14 protein-coding genes are annotated in these 19,935 nt (G+C 60.7%); 13 read left to right on the top strand and 1 reads right to left on the bottom strand.

Annotated features, from left to right (window positions below):
- Window positions 1-3 precede the first annotated feature (3 nt).
- The 3 genes from FGQ67_RS06945 (at window position 4) to arcC (ending at window position 6,551) form a co-directional block, all read left to right on the top strand.
- Window positions 4-942 carry an FHA domain-containing protein gene (locus FGQ67_RS06945; RefSeq protein WP_138340893.1) on the top strand — a complete coding sequence of 313 codons (939 nt, stop codon included), beginning with the start codon at window positions 4-6 and terminating at the stop codon, window positions 940-942.
- Window positions 943-1,392: 450 nt separating this feature from the next.
- Window positions 1,393-4,932, top strand: coding sequence for a pyruvate:ferredoxin (flavodoxin) oxidoreductase (nifJ, locus tag FGQ67_RS06950; protein ID WP_138340895.1), 3,540 nt, complete (start codon window positions 1,393-1,395; stop codon window positions 4,930-4,932).
- A 656-nt stretch (window positions 4,933-5,588) separates the two neighbouring features.
- On the top strand, window positions 5,589-6,551 hold the full coding sequence (gene arcC, locus FGQ67_RS06955; protein WP_138340897.1) for a carbamate kinase: 963 nt from the start codon (window positions 5,589-5,591) through the stop codon (window positions 6,549-6,551).
- A 169-nt stretch (window positions 6,552-6,720) separates the two neighbouring features.
- Here arcC and FGQ67_RS10280 read toward each other — a convergent pair whose 3' ends face one another.
- Entirely contained in the window at window positions 6,721-7,722 is a 1,002-nt protein-coding gene (locus FGQ67_RS10280; protein ID WP_249934418.1) for a C39 family peptidase, read from the bottom strand.
- Between the two features lie 354 nt (window positions 7,723-8,076).
- Between FGQ67_RS10280 and FGQ67_RS06965 the strand changes: the two genes are divergently transcribed.
- The 10 genes from FGQ67_RS06965 to FGQ67_RS07010 all read left to right on the top strand — a co-directional run bounded on the left by FGQ67_RS06965 (window position 8,077) and on the right by FGQ67_RS07010 (window position 19,663).
- Window positions 8,077-9,528: an APC family permease gene (locus tag FGQ67_RS06965; RefSeq protein WP_138340899.1), complete on the top strand. Its 1,452-nt coding sequence runs from the start codon at window positions 8,077-8,079 to the stop codon at window positions 9,526-9,528.
- A 131-nt stretch (window positions 9,529-9,659) separates the two neighbouring features.
- Window positions 9,660-10,937: a metal-dependent hydrolase family protein gene (locus FGQ67_RS06970; RefSeq protein ID WP_138340901.1), complete on the top strand. Its 1,278-nt coding sequence runs from the start codon at window positions 9,660-9,662 to the stop codon at window positions 10,935-10,937.
- Window positions 10,938-11,049: 112 nt separating this feature from the next.
- The gene (locus FGQ67_RS06975; RefSeq protein ID WP_249934419.1) at window positions 11,050-12,441 is read left to right on the top strand and encodes a sensor histidine kinase; all 1,392 of its coding nucleotides are present in this window, start codon (window positions 11,050-11,052) and stop codon (window positions 12,439-12,441) included.
- Window positions 12,442-12,480: 39 nt separating this feature from the next.
- Window positions 12,481-13,215: a LytR/AlgR family response regulator transcription factor gene (locus tag FGQ67_RS06980; RefSeq protein WP_138340905.1), complete on the top strand. Its 735-nt coding sequence runs from the start codon at window positions 12,481-12,483 to the stop codon at window positions 13,213-13,215.
- A gap of 92 nt (window positions 13,216-13,307) precedes the next feature.
- On the top strand, window positions 13,308-14,252 hold the full coding sequence (locus tag FGQ67_RS06985; protein ID WP_138340907.1) for a zinc dependent phospholipase C family protein: 945 nt from the start codon (window positions 13,308-13,310) through the stop codon (window positions 14,250-14,252).
- A 101-nt stretch (window positions 14,253-14,353) separates the two neighbouring features.
- Window positions 14,354-15,613 (top strand): MFS transporter, encoded by a 1,260-nt coding sequence (locus tag FGQ67_RS06990; protein WP_138340909.1) that lies wholly within the window; start codon window positions 14,354-14,356, stop codon window positions 15,611-15,613.
- Between the two features lie 171 nt (window positions 15,614-15,784).
- On the top strand, window positions 15,785-16,972 hold the full coding sequence (locus FGQ67_RS06995) for a glycosyltransferase (RefSeq protein WP_055285281.1): 1,188 nt from the start codon (window positions 15,785-15,787) through the stop codon (window positions 16,970-16,972).
- Window positions 16,969-18,312 carry a histidine kinase gene (locus FGQ67_RS07000; protein ID WP_138340911.1) on the top strand — a complete coding sequence of 448 codons (1,344 nt, stop codon included), beginning with the start codon at window positions 16,969-16,971 and terminating at the stop codon, window positions 18,310-18,312. Before FGQ67_RS06995 ends, FGQ67_RS07000 begins: the two co-directional genes overlap by 4 nt.
- Before the next feature lie 72 nt (window positions 18,313-18,384).
- Complete coding sequence (locus FGQ67_RS07005) at window positions 18,385-19,101, top strand: LytR/AlgR family response regulator transcription factor (protein ID WP_138340913.1); 717 nt, start codon at window positions 18,385-18,387, stop codon at window positions 19,099-19,101.
- A 58-nt stretch (window positions 19,102-19,159) separates the two neighbouring features.
- Entirely contained in the window at window positions 19,160-19,663 is a 504-nt protein-coding gene (locus tag FGQ67_RS07010) for a YfcE family phosphodiesterase (RefSeq protein ID WP_249934420.1), read from the top strand.
- Window positions 19,664-19,935 lie beyond the last annotated feature (272 nt).

Consider the following 19,935-nt stretch of genomic DNA (forward strand, 5'->3'; position numbering starts at 1 on the left):
GTCATGGCATCTCAAGTTGAGCTCACCCCATGCGGGGCCATGTTTGACATCTTTAAGCGCGCGGCGCATCTGAGCCATATCGAGCTGTGCGGCTTGGTGCTTTCGTCCCGTCCGCTCGCCGACGGCCGCAGCCCGCAGAGCCGAGCCGCCGATCGCTCTTGGGTTTCCCGCTTTATCGTTCGCGCGCCGGTCGGCACGCTTCAGCAGCGCTACTTTGCCGAATACGGTACCTCGGCTGCGCGTATTATGTCGCAACTGGCCCTGCGCCAGCGCAATCCCATGGACTCCACGGCTGTGATCAATATGGTGTGCGGTTCTGCAGGTGAACCGATGGTACGCGCGCTCGAAGAGTGCCACCAGGACACGAATCTCTATCGCAACGCGCTCGATCGCCTGTCCCAGGCGGCGGAACTCATGCCCGCCGAGCGCGCCGAGGCCGTGCTGGTGCTGTTTGTCGCCGTTGGTTGTTCGGCGGATGTGCGGTCCTCGGTGAACTATGCCATCGACTACGCGCACGCGACCTGTGGCGGAGGCACATCCACGCCGCGTTCGCTTGGCATGTCGATGACCGCGGGCGAACGCGAACCCGCCCCGGCGCACCCCTTGGGCTTGCTGCGCGTGCAAAACAGTTTTGTCGTGAGCGCCCCGCGCTGGATTCAGCCGAGTGAGCAGGGTGTTGAGATTGGCGCGCTGGCCACTGGTGAGGGCGATATTACCGACGTCGGCGACGATGTCTCGGCCCGCCATGCCCATATCTGGTGCGATGCTCAAAATATCTGGCACGTCGAGGACTTGTCGTCCACCAACGGAACCGTGGTGGTAAACGGGGCCACGCGCGTCTGCATTCAGGTCGAGCCCGGCCGTTCTGCCCAACTCAATCCCGGCGACGAGCTCAAGCTCGGCGAATCCACTACCTACGCCATCCTCTTCGGTGCCCTCTAGCCGGCAGATAGGGACGTTCCTTTTCTCTGCCGGCTGGGGACACTCCTTGGCGCGCCAGAGCCGGTCGCCCGGGGATGGAGGGGCCATTTTGGCCCTTGGCGGTCACCCGAGGTAAACCTTTACCGCCCGCCTATATTTGCCGAAATTACACTTGACGGCGGGGTACAATAAACCCGCATGCGGATTTCCGTTGCGGGTGCTTCCCATCGCCGGGGCGTGCCCGGGAGCATCCGGCATGCGGCCTTTGCGGCGCTCGGTCATGTGCAAGACGGGCGGTCGGGTCTGTGGGGCGCATCAGCTGTCCCTCGCCTCGGCATGTCTTCTCTCCACGCCACGTACCTGCTGCTGAGCCTGCCTGCCAGATGATTGGAAGCAACAGCGTAAATCCCATCACGCCAACATCCCGGCGATCGCCGGGGCCTGTATACCTATATGAGAGGAGAGGGGTATATGGCGCGTAAGTTTAAGTCTATGGACGGCAACGAGGCGGCCGCATATGTTTCGTATGCGTACACCGAGGTAGCGGGAATCTATCCCATTACGCCGTCCAGCCCGATGGCCGACCATGTCGACCAGTGGGCGGCCCAGGGTCGCAAGAACATCTTCGGCACCCCGGTCAAGGTCGTCGAGATGGAGTCCGAGGCAGGTGCAGCCGGTACCGTTCACGGTTCGCTGGGCGCCGGTGCTCTGACCACCACCTACACGGCTTCTCAGGGTCTGCTCCTGATGATTCCGAACATGTACAAGATCGCGGGCGAGCAGCTCCCGGGCGTCTTCCACGTCTCCGCGCGTTGCGTCGCTTCCCACGCCCTGAACATTTTTGGCGATCACTCCGACGTCATGGCCTGTCGTCAGACCGGCTTCGCCATGCTCGCCGAGGGCAACGTCCAGGAGGTCATGGACCTCTCGCCGGTGGCTCACCTTGCCGCCATCGAGGGTAAGACCCCGTTCCTTAACTTCTTCGACGGCTTCCGCACCAGCCACGAGATCCAGAAGGTCGCCATGTGGGACTACAAGGATCTGGCCGAGATGTGCGATATGGACGCCGTCCAGGCTTTCCGCGACCACGCGCTCAACCCTGAGCACCCGCACACCCGCGGCAGCCACGAGAACGGCGATATCTTCTTCCAGAACCGTGAGGCCTGCAACAAGGTCTACGACGAGCTTCCCGCCGTCGTCGAGGGCTACATGAAGAAGATCAACGAGAAGCTCGGCACCGATTACGGCCTGTTCAACTACTACGGCGCTCCCGATGCCGACCGCGTCGTCGTGTGCATGGGCTCCTTCTGCGACGTGCTCGAGGAAGTCATCGACTACCTCAACGCTCACGGCGAGAAGGTCGGCCTGGTCAAGGTTCGTCTGTTCCGTCCGTTCTCCATCAAGCACTTCGTCGACGTTCTCCCCGAGACCGTCCAGAAGATCGCCGTCATGGACCGTACCAAGGAGCCGGGTTCCATCGGCGAGCCGCTCTACCAGGACGTCGTCTCCGCTCTCTACGAGGCCGGCAAGACGGGCATCAAGGTCGTCGGCGGCCGTTATGGCCTGGGCAGCAAGGACACGCCTCCCGCGTCCGCGTTCGCTGTCTTCGAGGAGCTCAAGAAGGATGAGCCCAAGCGCGAGTTCACCATCGGCATTGTCGATGACGTGACCAACCTGAGCCTGCCCGAGGCCGAGGATGCGCCCAACACCGCAGCCCCCGGCACCATCGAGTGCAAGTTCTGGGGTCTGGGTGGCGACGGTACCGTCGGCGCCAACAAGAACTCGATCAAGATCATCGGCGACCACACCGACAAGTACGTCCAGGCCTACTTCCAGTACGACTCCAAGAAGACCGGCGGCGTCACCGTCTCGCACCTGCGCTTTGGTGATTCTCCGATCCGTTCGCCGTACTACGTGACCAAGGCCGACTTTGTCGCTTGCCACAACCCCAGCTACATCGTTAAGGGCTTCAAGATGGTCCGCGACGTCAAGCCGGGCGGCACCTTCCTGGTCAACTGCCAGTGGAGCGACGAGGAGTTCGCCGAGCACATGCCCGCCGTGGCCAAGCGCTACATCGCGAACAACAACGTCAACGTCTACCTGATCGACGCTATCGACCTGGCCGCTAAGGTCGGCATGGGCAAGCGCACCAACACGGTGCTCCAGTCCGCCTTCTTCGCGCTGGCCAAGGTCCTGCCCGCCGAGGATGCCCTGCAGTACATGAAGGACGCGGCTACCAAGTCCTACATGAAGAAGGGCCAGGCTATCGTCGACGCCAACCACAAGGCCATCGATGCCGGCGCTACCGCCTTCCGTAAGTTCGAGGTTCCGGCCGACTGGGCTACCGCCGAGGATGCCGCTCCCGTCGAGCTCTCCGAGGAGACCAAGTCCGCTATCGCCCAGCAGGTCAAGAACCTGCTCGAGCCCATCGATCGCATGGACGGCGACAGCCTGCCTGTTTCCGCCTTCGTCGATTGCGCCGACGGCCAGTTTGAGCTGGGCGCCTCCGCATACGAGAAGCGCGGCGTCGCCGTGGTCGTTCCCCACTGGGACGAGACCAAGTGCATCCAGTGCAACCAGTGCGCCTACGTGTGCCCGCATGCCACCATCCGTCCGTTCGCGATGACCGAGGACGAGGCTGCCGCCGCGCCCGAGGCTACCCGCACGCTCGACGCCATGGGCCCCAAGGCCAAGGGCATGAAGTTCACCATGGCCGTGTCCCCGCTCGACTGCATGGGCTGCACCAACTGCGTCAAGGTTTGCCCCAAGGGCGCGCTCGAGATGGTTCCCACCGAGCAGGAGATGGACCAGCAGCCCGTTTGGGACTATATGGTCGAGAACGTCTCCGAGAAGAAGGAGCTCATCGCGGCCAACGTCAAGGGCAGCCAGTTTAAGCAGCCCTACCTGGAGTTCTCCGGCTCCTGCGCCGGCTGCGCCGAGACCGCCTATGCACGTCTGGTGACCCAGGTCGCCGGCGACCGCATGTTCATTTCCAACGCCACCGGCTGCTCCTCCATTTGGGGCAACCCCGCTGCCACCGCTCCTTACTGCAAGGACAAGGACGGTCACGGCCCGGCGTGGAACAACTCCCTGTTCGAGGACAATGCCGAGCACGGTCTGGGCATGGCCGTCGGTTACGAGGCCGTCCAGAAGAAGCTGATCGCCGCTACCCAGGACATCATCGCTGCCGATGGTCCGTCCGATGAGCTCAAGGCTGCCGGCCAGGCTTGGATCGACTCCGTCAACGACGCCGAGGCTTCCAAGACCGCTGCCGCTGCCTACGTTGCCGAGCTCGAGAAGTGCGGCTGCGACGCTTCCAAGGCGATCCTCGCCGACAAGGCTTACCTCACCAAGAAGTCCTTCTGGATCTTCGGCGGCGACGGCTGGGCCTACGACATCGGCTTCGGTGGCCTGGACCACGTCCTGGCTTCCGGCCACAACGTCAACGTCTTCGTCTTCGACACCGAGGTCTACTCCAACACCGGTGGTCAGGCCTCCAAGGCCTCGAACCTGGGCCAGGTCGCTCAGTTCGCCGCTGCCGGTAAGGTGACCAAGAAGAAGTCTCTGGCCGAGATTGCCATGAGCTACGGCTACGTCTACGTGGCGCAGGTCGCCATGGGCGCCAACCCGGCTCAGACCCTCAAGGCCATCCACGAGGCCGAGGCCTACGACGGCCCGTCCCTCATCATCGGCTACAGCCCCTGCGAGATGCACTCCATCAAGAAGGGCGGCATGCAGAACTGCCAGGCCGAGATGAAGAAGGCCGTCGAGTGCGGTTACTGGAACCTCTTCCGCTTCAACCCCGAGGCTGCTGCCGGCAAGAAGTTCTCGCTCGATTCCAAGGAGCCCGCGGGCGGCTATCAGGAGTTCCTGATGAACGAGGCCCGTTACGCTTCGCTGACGCGTTCCTTCCCCGAGCGCGCCGAGGAGCTCTTCAAGGAGAATGAGCAGGCCGCTATGGACCGCTATCAGCACCTGCTGAAGCTCAAGACGGTGTACAACGAGGCCTAGGTCTCCCACCGCAGGATCTGAGGGCTAACCTTCGCGGACGTCCTCGGACATGAAAGAACCCCCGCTGCGCACTACGTGCGGCGGGGGTTCTTTCGTCCTACGGAGTGTCCGCGAAGGTTAGCCCTCAGATCCTGCTACGACTACGTCCTCGGATTGTGCGGGCGGATGAAGGACGTAGTTGGCCGGGTATTCCGTCCCCCTTCGCTGTTTCGCGGCTTTGCCGCGAAACCTCGCGCCACTTTGGGGATGGATGGGGGACTTGGCTGTTGCCGCCTTTTCGGAGCTCTTCTTTATTCCTTTTGTTGGATGAAAAGCCCCTTGTTTTTGCAGGGGTGCATACTCGTCTTATAAGTGCATAGAATCTCGTATAGTGCGAGTAAGATTTTGCGCTGTCCGTTTTGTGTTTAGCAAAGATATAGTTTGCATAATCTGGTCTAATCCCTGCTCTATTTAAATAAAGTTGCACGTAAATGACGTAGATATGCGTGAGCTGGGGTTCTTTACGCTGAGCGGGTAAAAACGACCGTTCACCGTTCAACTATTTTCAAAATGAATAAAATGAGGGATAACAGGAATATAAACCTTAATAAACTCGCGTATCGCACGGACACGAGTTATTAATGGGTTGTAGGCCTTTTACAGAAAGGATTCCAGCAATGTCTAAGCCTCTTGGCAAGCCCGATCGCATTGTCGTCGCCCTCGGCGGCAACGCCCTCGGCAACAACCCCGTCGAGCAGATCGAGGCCGTGAGCAACACCGCTCACGCTCTTCTCGGTCTGATCGAGCAGGGCAACGAGATCATCATCACCCACGGCAACGGCCCGCAGGTCGGCATGATCCAGAATGCCTTCGCCGCTGCTCACGACGCCATCGGCACCCCTGAGATGCCGCTGCCCGAGTGCGGTGCCATGTCCCAGGGCTACATCGGCTACCACCTGCAGCAGGGCATCGGCCGCGAGATGCACAAGCGCTACAAGCGTTGGCACGCCGCCACCGTCGTCACCCAGATCGAGTGCGACCCCGACGACCCCGCGTTCAAGAACCCGACCAAGCCCATCGGCCCCTTCTACACCGAGGAGCAGGCCAAGGAGTTTATGGCCGAGGATCCTTCCAAGGTCTTCGTCGAGGATTCCGGCCGCGGCTGGCGTCGCGTCGTCGCTTCCCCCGATCCCAAGAAGATCGTCGAGGCTGACTCCATCCTCAACCTGCTCGACAACGAGTTTATCGTCATCGCCTGCGGTGGCGGCGGCATCCCCGTCGTCCGCGACTACGAGAACAAGGGCTGCTACAAGGGCGTTCCCGCCGTCATCGACAAGGACCTGGGCGGCGAGCTGCTGGCCGAGGACTGCGACGCCGACGTTCTGTTCCTGCTGACCGCCGTTGAGCATGTTGCCATCAACTTCGGCAAGCCCAACCAGGAGGAGCTCGAGGACATCACTGCCGACGAGGCCGAGCGCCTGGCCGACGAGGGTCAGTTCGGCAAGGGTTCCATGGAGCCCAAGGTCCGCGCTGCCATCAAGTTCGCCCGTTCCCGCAGGGGCCGCACCTGCATCATCGGCGCCCTGGACAAGGCCGCCGAGACCATGGCCGGCCTCTCCGGTACCCGCATTCACGAGTAGTCTCTACTCTGCTGCCTCTCTTCATGAGCCCCGCAGTCCGCTCCGGCTGCGGGGCTTTTGCTATCTAGTCATTGGGCGGCACTTGGGGACGTTCCTATTGTGCCGGCAGTTAGGGACAGTCCTTATCGGCCCCGCGCGAAGGGGCAGCCGCAAAGACTGTCTCTAATGACTAGTAATAGGCCCACATGGCTTCGATTTCGTTGAGGACCTCGACGACGCCCCAGCGGCGGGCGCTGCGGCTTTGCGAGTTGGGGTCGTAAACGCCGATCTGGTCGGCGTCGTCGATGCCGTAGAGCACGATATAGTGGCCAACGTTGGTAAACGTACCGGGGCGCACTGCGGCGATGACGGGCGCACCCGAGCGAAGTGCTTGAGTAATCGATTCGCGATCGTTATAGAGCTGTGTTCCGTTGAGCCCCAGCTGCCACGCACCGCCTGTCATAAACGACCACTCGGTGGCACCAGTGGGGGCGTAGTTGCCGGCTTCGGCCAGTGCGCATATATCGACCGGTGTCTTATCGGTGTGGCCGGTCTTAAAGATATAGACCATGGTGAGGCAGGTGGGACCGCAAGCGTTTTCGCGAATAGTGCCACCGGCATAGGGCAGCTCCGACCATGCGGGGTCAATTTGGTAGATGTGGGGCATGGTGCCGGCCTGCCATTGCGAGCGTGGGGTCGAGAACGCAAAGGAGTAACCGGGCGCGACGGGAGCTTTAAGCAGCTTGTCCTCGGCAGTGGGCTCAAGACCGGCTGATCCGTGGGAGATGCAGGATCCCAAAAACACAAAGACGAGGCAGGCGGCGATGGAGCAAAGCGCAAGACGTAGGCGGCGGGCCGGAAGCGTGTGGCTTGTGGTATGCGACGCGGGGTGAGGGGCGGAATTGCCGCGATCGCGTTGAGGTCGCGAAAAGGAGCGCTTGACGTAGTAGTCGGTCTTATGCCGATCGTAGCGGCGTGGCTGCGATGTGTCGGTCTGGCGTTGGCGTGTGCTCGTACTCACGCGGTCTGACTGCTGCACGGTACGGCTTTGTTGCCGCGAAGAAGCCCCGAGCTGCTCTTGGGGGCGCTGCGGGTTGTCGTTGTCGGAGGTGCTTCTGGGCGTTGGCATGGTGCGGCCGGCAAGGCGCACGCTTTGTGGCCGTTGGTCGCCGTCATTGTATCCGTATGCCATTCGAATCACCTTGCCTCATGTGTAACTTGTCTATCCTACATAAAAAGATGCACGACACATGGGCATGTGCGCCAAAAGCCTGACAAATGGTATGAACGTTGCCGCGCCGCGCGCCAAGCGTCACGGCAGCAGGTATTCAAAAGCAGACAAGATGAAAGCGTCCAAGACGAATGACGTCTCCCGCCGTTCGTCCCAAAAACGGTGCCGCTCGTTTTGCAGTTCTGCCTTCGGTCGAGCTGCGAGCGGCGCTGCTGCGCCAAGGCCGTATCTTAAAGCCATGGAATAAAAGCGCGCGGCAAAACGGACCGCGCAAGGGGTGACGCCAAGGGCGTCAAAAAGGAAAGGAGGGGAACAATGGCGGACAAGAACGCAGAAGTTGCAGTCGAGGATAACGGCGGCATGAAGAAAACGCTCTCGCTCTGGAACTTCTTCACCATCGGCTTTGGTGCCATCATCGGTACCGGCTGGGTCCTGCAGGTTGGCGACTGGATGGTCGTGGGCGGCGGCCCCGTTCCCGCTATGATCGCATTCCTCTTGGGTGCAATCTTCCTCGTGCCCGTCGGAGCCGTTTTCGGCGAACTCACGGCTGCTATCCCCATCTCGGGCGGCATCGTCGAGTACGTCGATCGTAGCTTTGGCCGTACGCTGAGCTACATCACCGGTTGGCTCCTTGCCCTGGGCAACGGCATTCTGTGCCCGTGGGAGGCCATCGCCATCTCGACCCTCGTGTCCGAGATGTTCGGCAGCCTGCCCGGTCTTGAGTGGCTGCGCGCCGTCAAGCTCTACACCATCCTGGGCGCCGACGTTTACCTGTTCCCGACGCTGATCGCGCTCGGCTTTGCAGTCTACGTTATCTTCCTCAACTTCCGCGGTGCCAGCTCGGCTGCCAAGCTCCAGGCCTTCTTGACCAAGGCCCTGCTCTGCGGCATGCTGCTCGCCATGGGCGTCTCGCTGTTCACCGGCTCGCCGGACAACGCCATGCCCGTGTTCTCCCAGGTCACCGGTGCTGGCGGCGGTAAGGCCGCTACCGAGGGCACCAGCCTGGTCGCCGGCATCGTGTCGGTCCTGGTTCTGACCCCGTTCTTCTACGCCGGCTTCGACACCATTCCTCAGCAGGCTGAGGAAGCTGCCGAGGGCCTCAACTGGAACAAGTTCGGTAAGATCATCTCCCTGGCCCTGCTGGCCGCCGGCGGCTTCTACATGGTCTGCATCTACTCGTTCGGCACCATCCTCGACTGGCATGAGTTTGTTAAGAGCCCGGTTCCCGCGCTTGCCTGCCTCAAGGGCATCAATATGCTCCTGTACCTGGCCATGCTCGTCATTGCCACGCTTGGACCCATGGGCCCGATGAACTCCTTCTACGGCGCTACGAGCCGCATCATGCTCGCCATGGGCCGCAAGGGCCAGCTGCCCGAGAAGTTCGCCGAGGTCGATCCCAGCTCCGGCGCTCCCAAGCTCGCCTGCGCCGTTCTGGGCGTCATCACCGTCGTCGGTCCGTTCCTGGGCAAGAACATGCTCATCCCTCTGACCAACGTGTCGGCTCTCGCCTTCATTTTCTCCTGCGGCATGGTCGCTCTCGCCTGCCTGCGCATGCGCTTCACCGAGCCCGACTTGCCTCGTCCCTACGAGGTGCCCGGCGGCAAGTTTGGCATCTCCCTCGCTATCGCTGCCTGCGCCATCATCATCGGCCTGCTCGTGATTCCGTTCTCTCCCGCCTCCCTCAACATGGTGGAGTGGAGCATCGTGATCGGCTGGCTGGCCGTCGGCCTGGCTCTCATGGCCTTCACCAATTCCCGCAAAAAGTAACGCCGAGCCGGGGCGGATCAGGTGCGCGGGACCCTCTCTTCCGCGCACCGAACCCGGCACCACTTGGGTAGCTTTGTGAGGCCTTAACCCAACACGGCCTCGCCCACTATATGGATCCATAAGGAGGAACCATGTCCACTAAGTATGCAATCGTTGGCGGCAAGCTCATCGACGGTACCGGTGCCGAGCCGGTCGAGAACTCCCTCGTTCTCGTCGACGACAACGGCAAGATCGAGTACGCCGGCGCCATGCGGGACCTTCCCGAGGGCGTTGAGGTCATCGACGCCGCCGGCAAGACCGTCCTTCCCGGCCTGATTGACACCCACCTGCACTTCTCGGGCAACTTGACCGACGATGATACCGATTGGGTCATGCAGCCGCTCCTCGAGAAACAGGCCGTCGCCGTCAAGCAGGCCTACGACTGCCTTACTCACGGCCTCACCACCGTCTGCGAGATCGGCCGCTTTGGTATCCAGATCCGTGACTGCATCGACAAGGGCGTCTTCAAGGGCCCGCGCGTTCTGGCCACCGGCCTTGGCTTCTGCCGCGTTGCCGGCCACGGCGACTCCCACCACTGCACCCAGGAGCTCAACAAGGAATCCCACCCCTGGGGCGACCAGGTCGATGGTCCTTGGGATCTGCGCAAGGCCGTCCGTCGTCGCCTGCGCGAGAACCCCGATGCCATCAAGATTTGGGCTACCGGTGGCGGCATCTGGCGCTGGGATTCCGGTCGCGACCAGCACTATTGCTCCGAGGAGATCCAGGCCGTGGTCGAAGAGGCAAAGATGGTCGGCATCCCCGTGTGGAGCCACTGCTACAACAACCACGCCGCTGCCTACGACTCCGTTCGCTTTGGCTGCGAGCAGCTGATTCACGGCTTCGATATCGATGAGCGCACCATGGACCTCATGGCCGAGCAGGGTACCTTCTTCACTCCGACGATCGCCTTCCTGCCCACCTGGTACGCCACCTATCCGCCCGTCTACGTCCCCGAGCTGCACGACAAGTACGAGGGCACCCTGGTCGAGAAGGAGCTGCAGCGCAACTACGACTGCCTGCGCGAGGCCAAGAAGCGCGGCGTCGTCATGACGATCGGCTCCGACTCCTTCTCCTTCGTCACCCCGTACGGCACCTGCTCCATCGAGGAGATGTACGAGTTCGTCGACAAGATCGGCTTCACCCCGGTCGAGACCATCACCTGTGCCACTCTCAACGGTGCCAAGATGTGCCACATCGAGGACGAGACCGGTTCCATCGAGGCCGGCAAGTGCGCCGACCTGCTGGTCGTCAACGGTGACGTCGCCGCCGACATCCACGTGCTCAACACCGACAACATGGACGTCATCATGAAGGACGGCTGGATTGTCGAGGCCGGCACCTTCGGCGAGGCAAACAAGTACAGCGCCTAAGCTACCGTTCATCGATGGCTTGATGTAAAACACAGTATTTGATTGCATAATGCAATGGAGAGGGTCGCTTGCGGCCCTCTTTATTGCTATGGGGTGCGTCAGTAAGAAGGAGATGACGGTGGATCTCAATAGGCTGATTCTGGGCAAGAGCTACAACTCTACTAAGGTCTTTCGTACCGCTCAGCATGTGGTTCAAGCCATCTTGCTCGGTATTGTCGTTCCGCTGCTTATCCTGCTGCTCATCTGGGATCTAACCGATAATCCCAATCCCGTTCCGGCCGTTGTCGTCATTGCCGGCTTGGTCATGCTGTGCTTCTTCTTCTCGTACGTCTTTGTCGTTCCCGACGACCTTACATCGAGCGCAACCGACCGCACGCTCGCCATCGCTTCAAAAATATTCGCCTACACGTCGCGCGGCCTTACGCCCGAAGCTGCCCTGGGCGCCTCTAAGATCATCCTGTCCGAAACTATCGCCTCTGCCATCTGCTTTACCGACGGCAAGCAGGTGTTGGCAAGCTGGGGCGAGGACTCGGCAAAATGCCCCGCGGGCACCCCGGTGGTGCTGCGGACTACGCTCAACGTGATCAACAGCGGTGAGCAAAGCGTGTTCTCGCGCGATGCCTCGACCGAGACGGGTGGCTACTTTCCGCGTCTGCGCGCCGGCATTGTCGCGCCGCTTACCGTGCGCGGGCATTGCGTGGGCACGCTCGAGTTGTATTACCCCCGCCTGAGCAGCATCGATATGCGCCAGACGGCCCTTGCCTCGGGTTTTGCCGATCTAATTTCCACGCAGCTCGCCAGCTTTGAGCTCGAGCGTCAAGACGAACTCACGGCCCGCGTTGAGCTTCGCGCCCTGCAGTCGCAGGTCGACCCGCATTTTCTATTCAATACCATTAGCACGATCGTGTCGCTCGTTCGAACCGAGCCCGACAAGGCGCGATCGTTGCTGATCGACTTTTCCAACTACTATCGACAGACGCTTTCTGACTCCGATACGCTCACCACGCTCGAGCACGAGGTGGAACAGGGCACTCGCTATATCAATCTTATGCAGGCTCGGTATGGCGACGGCCGTCTGCGCGTTTCGGTCGACATCGACTTTGAGGTGCGCGACAGCTTGGTACCGCCGTTTATCTTGCAGCCGCTGCTCGAAAACTGCATCAAGCATGCGCAGCGCGAGACCGAGCCGCTTTCTATTCGTGTTAGGGCTTTTGAGACCGATGACGGCTTGGAGATCATCGTCGAAGATGACGGCATCGGTATGAGCGAAGAAGTCTGCGCGCATCTGTTTGAGCAGCATCGCCGAGAGGAGCCCGAAAGCATTACCGCCGACGGCTCCGTCAAGCGAGGCTGCGGCCTGGCGCTCTTCAACGTGCTTCAGCGCATCCATTTCTTTTACGGAGAAGATTCTGGCATGCGCGTGAAGTCCCAGGAGGGCGTGGGAACGCAGGTCATCGTTGAGTTGAACGGCGAGCCGCATGAGCCGGCACCGCTAACGGTGTAGCGCGCGGTTGGATTGAGAGAAAAAAGAGGGGAAGCGCATATGTCCGAAGGCTGGAACATCTTGGTGGTTGATGACGAACCTCCAATTAGGGCTGAGCTACGCTATCTGTTGGAAAAGGATGCGCGTGTGGGCCAGATTGCCGAGGCGGGCAATGTCACCGAAGCCGTGGAGTCGATTCTGTCGAACAAGCCCGACGTGCTGTTTTTAGACATTACCATGCCCGGTCGCTCGGGAATTGAGCTTGCCGAGACGCTGCAGAACCTAAAGACACCGCCGGTCGTGGTGTTTGTGACGGCATTTGCCGAGTATGCGGCTGATGCCTATAACCTCGATGCCGTCGATTATGTCGTCAAGCCGGTCGAGGATGCCCGCCTGTCAAAGGCACTCGACAAGATCGAGGCAGCCTTGGGTGTCCGTCGTGTTATCCGCGCCCCGCGTCAGCCTTTGCGCCTGACGGTGGATCGTGGGGGCAAAAAGGTGTTCATTCCCGCCGCAGACGTCTGCTACTTTGAGGCGCGCGCCGATTTTTGCAACGCCGTCTGCGCCGAGGGAACATACCTGATCAATGAGTCGATCTCTTCGCTCGAGCGTCGCTTGGGCTCCGAGGGCTTTATTCGCGTTCATCGCAGCTATCTGGTCAATTTGGAAGACGTGCACAATGTTGAGATTGGCTCCACGGGGTTGATGGAGCTCAGGCTCGACCGCGTGAGCTCGACGGTACCGGTGTCCCGTCGTCGTGCCGCCGAGGTCAAGTCGCACCTGGGGCTTGCGTAAGAGGCTTGCGTGCCGTCGTTTACCATCGCAGGTTTGGCATGGGCGCGCGGTGGGCATAATGGGTGGCATCGAATGAAATCGAAAGGATCATTATGCCCGCGCTTATCACCCATCATCTGTTTGGCGAGGAAAGCATCGACCGTCTTCCGCAGGGCGTCATCACGTCCGATGAAGAGCACATTGCCTTTATCTTGGGCAACCAAGGCCCCGACCCGTTTTTCTTTCACATTCTGACACCGCGTGTTTCCGACTGCACGCTGCTGGCGCAGGTCATGCATCGGTCGCGCATGTCTCGCCAGTTCGCGTGCCTGCGCGACGGCGTGTCGCATCTGCTGCCGCGCGACGCCAGCTTGGGTCGCGCCTTTGCGCTGGGCCTGCTGTCCCATTACGTGCTCGACCGCAACGCCCATCCCTTTGTCTATGAGCAGCAGTTTGGCATCGTGGAATCCGACTCAGAGCTTGAGGATTCGAGCAGTCAGGTCCATGCCGTGATCGAGAGCGACCTGGATGTACTGATGCTGCAGCTTAAACGCGCCGGCGCTACGGTCGACGATTACCCGCCGGCGGGCGAGATCGTCACCACCGATCGCATCAATCGCGTGGCCGGCGTGCTGATGAGCTATGTTGCCGGACGCGTGTACGGCATAGACATTCCGGCGGGGGAGTACGGTGCTGCCGTTGCCAATATGCAGCGACTTTACCGCGCGATTGAGCCGGCCGGCTCCGCAAAGACGCGCGCGATCTCGCTGGTTGAGGGCTTGGTGCACGACTACTCGCTGCTCGACGGCCTTGCCCATCGCGTGACGACGGAGCTGCCCGAGCGCACCGGTAACCTGGGCCATCTGACATGGAAGAATCCCTTTACCGACGAGGTCTCGAACGAGAGTTTCCCCGAGGTCTTTGATCGCGCGCTGGTCGATTACGAGTGCACGGTCGCACGTTTTATCGAGACCGGTGACATGGATGCCGTGACCAGTCACGTCAACTACAGCGGTCGCGTGCTCAATGCCGATGAGGAGTTCGACCGCGAGGAATAGGGCTCGTGCGTGTCCCTTTGCCGAATCCTTACCGGTGCTTCTGGACAATTGGGGTACGATGAACTAACTGCATATCGGGCAAATACGAAGGGTCCCTGTCCATGAAATACACCAAGCTCGAGCGTAACTGGGTTATGTACGATGTGGGCAATTCGGCCCTCGTGCTGCTCAATACCTCGGTGGTGCCCATTTACTTTAACGCCATCAATACCGGCGCTTCCTCGGCCGACCTGGTGGTCGCTTGGGGCAATGCGCAGACGATCGCCTCGCTGGTCATCGCCATGCTCATGCCCATTCTGGGCGCGCTTGCCGACTACGCCGGCAACAAGATCAAGTTCTTCTTGGGCTTCTTCCTAACGGGCCTGGTGCTTTGCCTGGCGCAGGCTATCCCAATGTCCGCCATGGCATTTTTGACCGTGTACGTGCTGTGCACCATCGGCCTTAACTCTTCTATGACGTTCTACGACGCCATGCTGCCCGACATTACCACCGACGAGCGCATGGACGCCGTGTCCAGCTCGGGCTATGCCTGGGGCTACATCGGTTCCACCGTGCCGTTCGTCATCTGCCTGGCGCTTATCATGGGTGGCCCCGCTCTTGGCGTCCCCACCATGCTGGCAACGCGTCTGTCGTTTGTCATCACCGGTGCCTGGTGGCTCATCTTTACCCTGCCGCTCATTCGCACCTATAAGCAAAAGTACGGTCGCGAGCGTGGTCCCGAGGATACCATCGGCCACATCGTGGGCGGCGTGTTCTCCGAGGTCGGACACACCATGCGCGAGATCGCCCACAACAAGACCGTGCTGGTCTACATGGTCGCGTTCTTCTTCTATATCGATGGCGTGCACACGGTCATCTCCATGGCAACCAGCTACGGATCGGCCTTGGGCATCGATTCGACCCAGTTGGTCCTGGCGCTGCTCGTTACGCAGTTCGTGGCCTTTCCGTCCGCTATCATCTACGGCAAGCTTGCCGGACGCGTGGGCACGCTCAACATGATCCTGGTGGCGGTCGCCGCCTACATGGGCATTGTGCTGTTCGCCGCGTTCTTCTTAAAGACCGCCTTTGAATTCTGGGTGCTTGCCATTATGGTCGGCCTGTTCCAGGGCGGCGTGCAGGCGCTCAGCCGCAGCTACTTTGGCCGCATTATCCCCAAGGAAAAGTCCAACGAGTACTACGGCTTCTTTGACATCTTTGGTCGTTATGCAAGCGTTATGGGCACCTTCCTGGTGTCGGTCGTCACCTCGCTGACCGGCAACCCGTCGCTGGGCGTCCTTTCCATTGGTGTGCTGCTGGTCGTTGGCTTTATGCTGCTGGTCCGCCTGTCCCGCATGACTCGGGTGGCAGAGCATGCCGCATAGGAGCGAGCGGCTATTGTGCCTGTCCACGGTACTCTTTTGGGGTTATCCGCAATAAACATTGCGACTTGCGAGCAATGATTTGCCCAAGTGGGTATGATGGAATCAGCTAGGTCGCGGGGCGTCGCCTGTGTTTGGCGGCGTCCCGTTTTTGTGTTGCAGGGAGGGTAAGGCATGAACGCCACGGTCGTGATTCCAACGTATTGGGCGGGCGATGACGCTTGCGCAAACGCCCCTGGCACCTATGACCATTCGACGCGACTCAACGCCGACAATCCCGAACTCGACCGCTGCCTGGCCTCGCTTGAGCAGGTACGTGACATCCCGCGCATCATCCTTTTGGTGGTCTGTCCCGTTTCTGCCACAGCCGATGTGTCGCTGCGCGTGCACGAGATTGTCGACGCGCATCCCACGCTCAAGGTCACCGTTGTCACCAACACCCAGGCCTCGCGCATCGCAGACCGGGTTGCTCAGATCGCGCCCAAGGGTTCGGGCGAGTGCGTGAGCCTGCGAGGCTACGGTGCCATCCGCAACATGGGGCTGGCCTGTGCTGCGGTGCTGGGGCATGACGCGGTTATCTTTTTGGATGACGATGAGACTGTCATCGACGCCGACTTTATGAAGCGCGCGACCTATGCGTTGGGGCAGCAGACGCGTCAGGGCTTGCCGATCTTGGTCAAGAGCGGCTATTTCTACGATCGCGACGGCTCGCCGTTGGCTCCCACGGACAAGGCGGGCATCTGCCATCGTTGGTGGACCAAGCGCATCGAGTTCAACCGTTGGATGAAAAAGGCGCTCTCGGGCACCCGCATCTCGCGCTCCAACTACGTGTGCGGCGGCCTGATGGCCCTGCACGCCCGCGCCTTTACGCGTGTGGCCTTTGACCCGTTTATCACCCGCGGCGAGGACTTGGACTACCTCTTTAACATGCGCATGTTTGGCTACGACGTGTGGTTCGATAACGAGTGGACCGTGCGCCATCTGCCCCCGGAGTCCGAAAAGCGCTCACCGCGCTTTATGCAGGATGTATACCGTTGGTACTACGAACGGGCCAAGTTGACATTCGCCGCGCATCAAAAGGAGCTCATTCCCGTTACGGCGGCATCGCTCATGCCCTACCCGGGCCCGTGGATTTCGCGCGAGCTCGACGACCGCGTGCGCAAGACCGCTATGGTCCGCAGCGTGTTTACCCGCGAGCATGAAGGCTACCTGCGCATCTGGCGCCATGGTATCGACGAGGCAAAGGCCTATGCGCGCCAAAACGCTGCAAGCTACCTGCGTTTCCAGAGCTTTTGGCCCAAGATCATGGACGGGCTTTGGCGTGACGCACAACTGATCAGTATCCTGGAGGGGGCCGAATGATCGACCGCCGCGCCCAGCGCGATAGTTCAATATCAATCTTTCGCATCATTGCCGTTGCCTGCGCCATTTGCGTGCTGGTGTACTTTATTTTTGCCTTGGTGACCGGTATCGAGCCGATCGCCACGGTGATTGCCTGCGCGCTGCTGTGCATCTTTCTGTGCATCTTTATCTTTTTGACGCTCAATCCCGATTCGGTGCGCTCCCAGTACACCGAGGAGACGCTCTCGGTGGCCTCGGCCATGCTCGAGGACATTAAGGGCGGTCTGACGCAGGAGTCGGCGCGTTTGGTGTGCCAGCGCATTTTGCCCGAGACGCGTGCCATGACGGTTGCCATCACCGACGAGGGCAACGTGCTGGCCTGCGCGGGCGAGCTTGAGAAAAAACTACTGCCAGATTCTCCCATCCACACGCTTGCCACGCGCTACGTTATCGAACATGGCATCGTGCAGTCGTTCAACCGTATGGTGGATGTCGTGGGCTCGGACGGCTCGCACAACCAAGTCCCCGCCGGCATTATCGCCCCCATCAAGGTGGGCGATCGTACCGTCGGCACGCTCAAGTTCTACTACAAGACCCCGCGTGCCGTCGACCGTACCCAGTATGCGCTCGCCTCGGGTTTTGCCGAGATCCTGTCCACGCAGCTCGCCATCCACGAGCTCGAGGTGCAAAAGGAACTCACGGCCCGTGCCGAGGTGCGTGCCCTGCAGGCGCAGATCAACCCGCACTTTCTGTTTAACACGCTCAACACCATCGCGTCGTTTACGCGTACCGACCCGCTGCGTGCCCGCGAGCTGCTGCGCGAGTTCTCCTCGTTCTATCGCGCCACGCTCGACAACTCGGGGTCGCTTATCCCGGTCTCGCGCGAGGTTGCCCAGACCAAGCGCTACCTGACGTTTGAGAAGGCGCGCTTTGGCGAGGACCGCGTACTGGCGACCTTCGATGTCTCCGAGGATGTCGAGGACACGTTGGTTCCGGCCTTTGTAATCCAGCCCATTGTCGAGAACGCCGTGCGGCATGGCATGGGCGATGGCGATGCCCTGCAGATCGATGTGACCGTCCATCAAGACGGCGACGACGCAATCCTGATTGCCGTGGCCGACAACGGCGTGGGCATGGACGAGGGCACCGCCGCCAGGCTGTTTGATGAGCGCTCCGCCCGCCCCGATGCCAGCTCTCCGCAAGGTGGCGGCGCCGGCGTGGCCATGCACAATATTTCTGAGCGCATCCATCGCTTTTATGGACCGCACTCTTATACGCGCGTCGAATCGGCGCCGGGCAAGGGCACCAAAGTGCTCCTGCATCTTGATTTGTCAGAGAGCATCTTTGACATTCAAGAGTAAAATAAAAGGCTATGGGCTCAACGCCAAGCGGCGGATGCCCAGCGTAGTTTGATGACGAAAGGTTTAATCCCTATGCTGCGTGCGATGATTGTGGATGATGAGGCCCCGGCCCGTTCGGAACTTCGCTTCTTGCTCGAGCAGACGGGCAAGATCGGCACGATCACTGAGGCGTCGAGCGTCCGCTCCGCCATTGAGATGCTGATGGAAAGCCGCGTCGATGTCGTCTTTCTCGATATCTCGATGCCCGGCGCTTCTGGTCTGCAGCTTGCCGAGGCGCTACATAAGCTTAAGAATCCGCCGGCGATTGTGTTTGTGACCGCGTATAGCGATCATGCCGTCGAGGCGTTCGACGTAGATGCCGTCGATTACCTCATGAAGCCGGTTGAGGAGGCACGCCTGGATCGCGCGATCGAGAAGGTCATGCAGCACGCCAAGCCCGTCACGGACAGCAAGGTGACCATCGAGCGTATCCCGGTGGAAAAGGGCGGCCGCAAGGTGCTCATTCCCGTGGACGACATTCGCTTTATCATGGCCAAGGACGATTACTCCTGCATCTATACCGTCGATGATCGCTTTTTGTCGACGACCCCGCTGGCGCAGTTTGAGGCCAAACTCTGCGACTTTGGCTTCTTCCGTGTTCACCGCCGCTATATCGTCAACTTGGCGTGCGTCACGGATGTGGAGACGGTGCCCTCGGGCGCCATCCAGCTGGGCATTACGGGCGTCGACGAACGCGTGCCGGTTTCGCGCCGCCGCGTCGTGCCGCTCAAGAAGGCCTTGAGCCTCTAAGCACATTGGCCCCGCAGCCCTGTAGACCTATCGTCTGCGGAGCCGTGGGGCTTTTTGTATGCACCTGCCGAATCGTTTTTGCGGAAGGGATCCCATGAACAGCGCAAGCGCCAAACGCATCGACATCATCTCGGACACCCACGGCTATCTATCGCCTGCGCTCCTGGACGAGCTCAAGGGCGCAGATCTGATCATCCACGCCGGTGACCTCACATCCGAGATGGACTACGAGCACCTATGCACCATCGCCCCCGTGCGAGCGGTTCTGGGCAACAACGACTACTACCGCGACTACGGCCCCGATGTGGATCGCCTGGCCCTCTTCACCTACGAAGGCCTCAAGTTCGCCGTAGCCCACTACCGCGAAGACCTCCCGGTGGGATCCGTAGACGTAGCCATCAACGGCCACACCCACGTAACCAAAGAAGCCCAAGTAGGCCGCTGCTTAGTCCTCAACCCGGGCAGCGCCAGCTACCCCAGAGGCACCCGAGGCCCCACCATGGCCAGAATGCTAGTCAAAGACGGCAAGATCATAAGCACCAAGTTTATTGACCTAGACTAACCGCAACAAAAACGGGGGATGCAGATCGCATCCCCCGTTTCCATCTCAGCCAAAGGCCGAGTTCCAACAACAACCTTAGACAACCCCGCCGAGGAGAACGGGGCCGCCGAGCCGCGAAGCGGCGAGGAACAAGAACTGGTTGAACAAAGTGACGGCAGGGAGGGTCTCCGGGGCCGGCTGGCGCGGGTTAAGTTTGTCGCGAGTTCCGCACGCAAAGGAAAGCACTTAATGTGCTTTCCGTCTTGCGCAGGACTGTAGAGCAGCAAACTTAA

Source organism: Collinsella aerofaciens, assembly GCF_005845035.1.
Taxonomy (GTDB): Bacteria; Actinomycetota; Coriobacteriia; order Coriobacteriales; family Coriobacteriaceae; genus Collinsella; species Collinsella aerofaciens_I.

Bases quoted from the DNA above. Each gene is read 5' to 3' on its own strand.
- FGQ67_RS06945 (WP_138340893.1), top strand. From the start codon at position 4: ATGGCATCTCAAGTTGAGCTCACCCCATGCGGGGCCATGTTTGACATC.
- nifJ (WP_138340895.1), top strand. From the start codon at position 1,393: ATGGCGCGTAAGTTTAAGTCTATGGACGGCAACGAGGCGGCCGCATAT.
- arcC (WP_138340897.1), top strand. From the start codon at position 5,589: ATGTCTAAGCCTCTTGGCAAGCCCGATCGCATTGTCGTCGCCCTCGGC.
- FGQ67_RS10280 (WP_249934418.1), bottom strand. From the start codon at position 7,722: ATGGCATACGGATACAATGACGGCGACCAACGGCCACAAAGCGTGCGC.
- FGQ67_RS06965 (WP_138340899.1), top strand. From the start codon at position 8,077: ATGGCGGACAAGAACGCAGAAGTTGCAGTCGAGGATAACGGCGGCATG.
- FGQ67_RS06970 (WP_138340901.1), top strand. From the start codon at position 9,660: ATGTCCACTAAGTATGCAATCGTTGGCGGCAAGCTCATCGACGGTACC.
- FGQ67_RS06975 (WP_249934419.1), top strand. From the start codon at position 11,050: ATGACGGTGGATCTCAATAGGCTGATTCTGGGCAAGAGCTACAACTCT.
- FGQ67_RS06980 (WP_138340905.1), top strand. From the start codon at position 12,481: ATGTCCGAAGGCTGGAACATCTTGGTGGTTGATGACGAACCTCCAATT.
- FGQ67_RS06985 (WP_138340907.1), top strand. From the start codon at position 13,308: ATGCCCGCGCTTATCACCCATCATCTGTTTGGCGAGGAAAGCATCGAC.
- FGQ67_RS06990 (WP_138340909.1), top strand. From the start codon at position 14,354: ATGAAATACACCAAGCTCGAGCGTAACTGGGTTATGTACGATGTGGGC.
- FGQ67_RS06995 (WP_055285281.1), top strand. From the start codon at position 15,785: ATGAACGCCACGGTCGTGATTCCAACGTATTGGGCGGGCGATGACGCT.
- FGQ67_RS07000 (WP_138340911.1), top strand. From the start codon at position 16,969: ATGATCGACCGCCGCGCCCAGCGCGATAGTTCAATATCAATCTTTCGC.
- FGQ67_RS07005 (WP_138340913.1), top strand. From the start codon at position 18,385: ATGCTGCGTGCGATGATTGTGGATGATGAGGCCCCGGCCCGTTCGGAA.
- FGQ67_RS07010 (WP_249934420.1), top strand. From the start codon at position 19,160: ATGCACCTGCCGAATCGTTTTTGCGGAAGGGATCCCATGAACAGCGCA.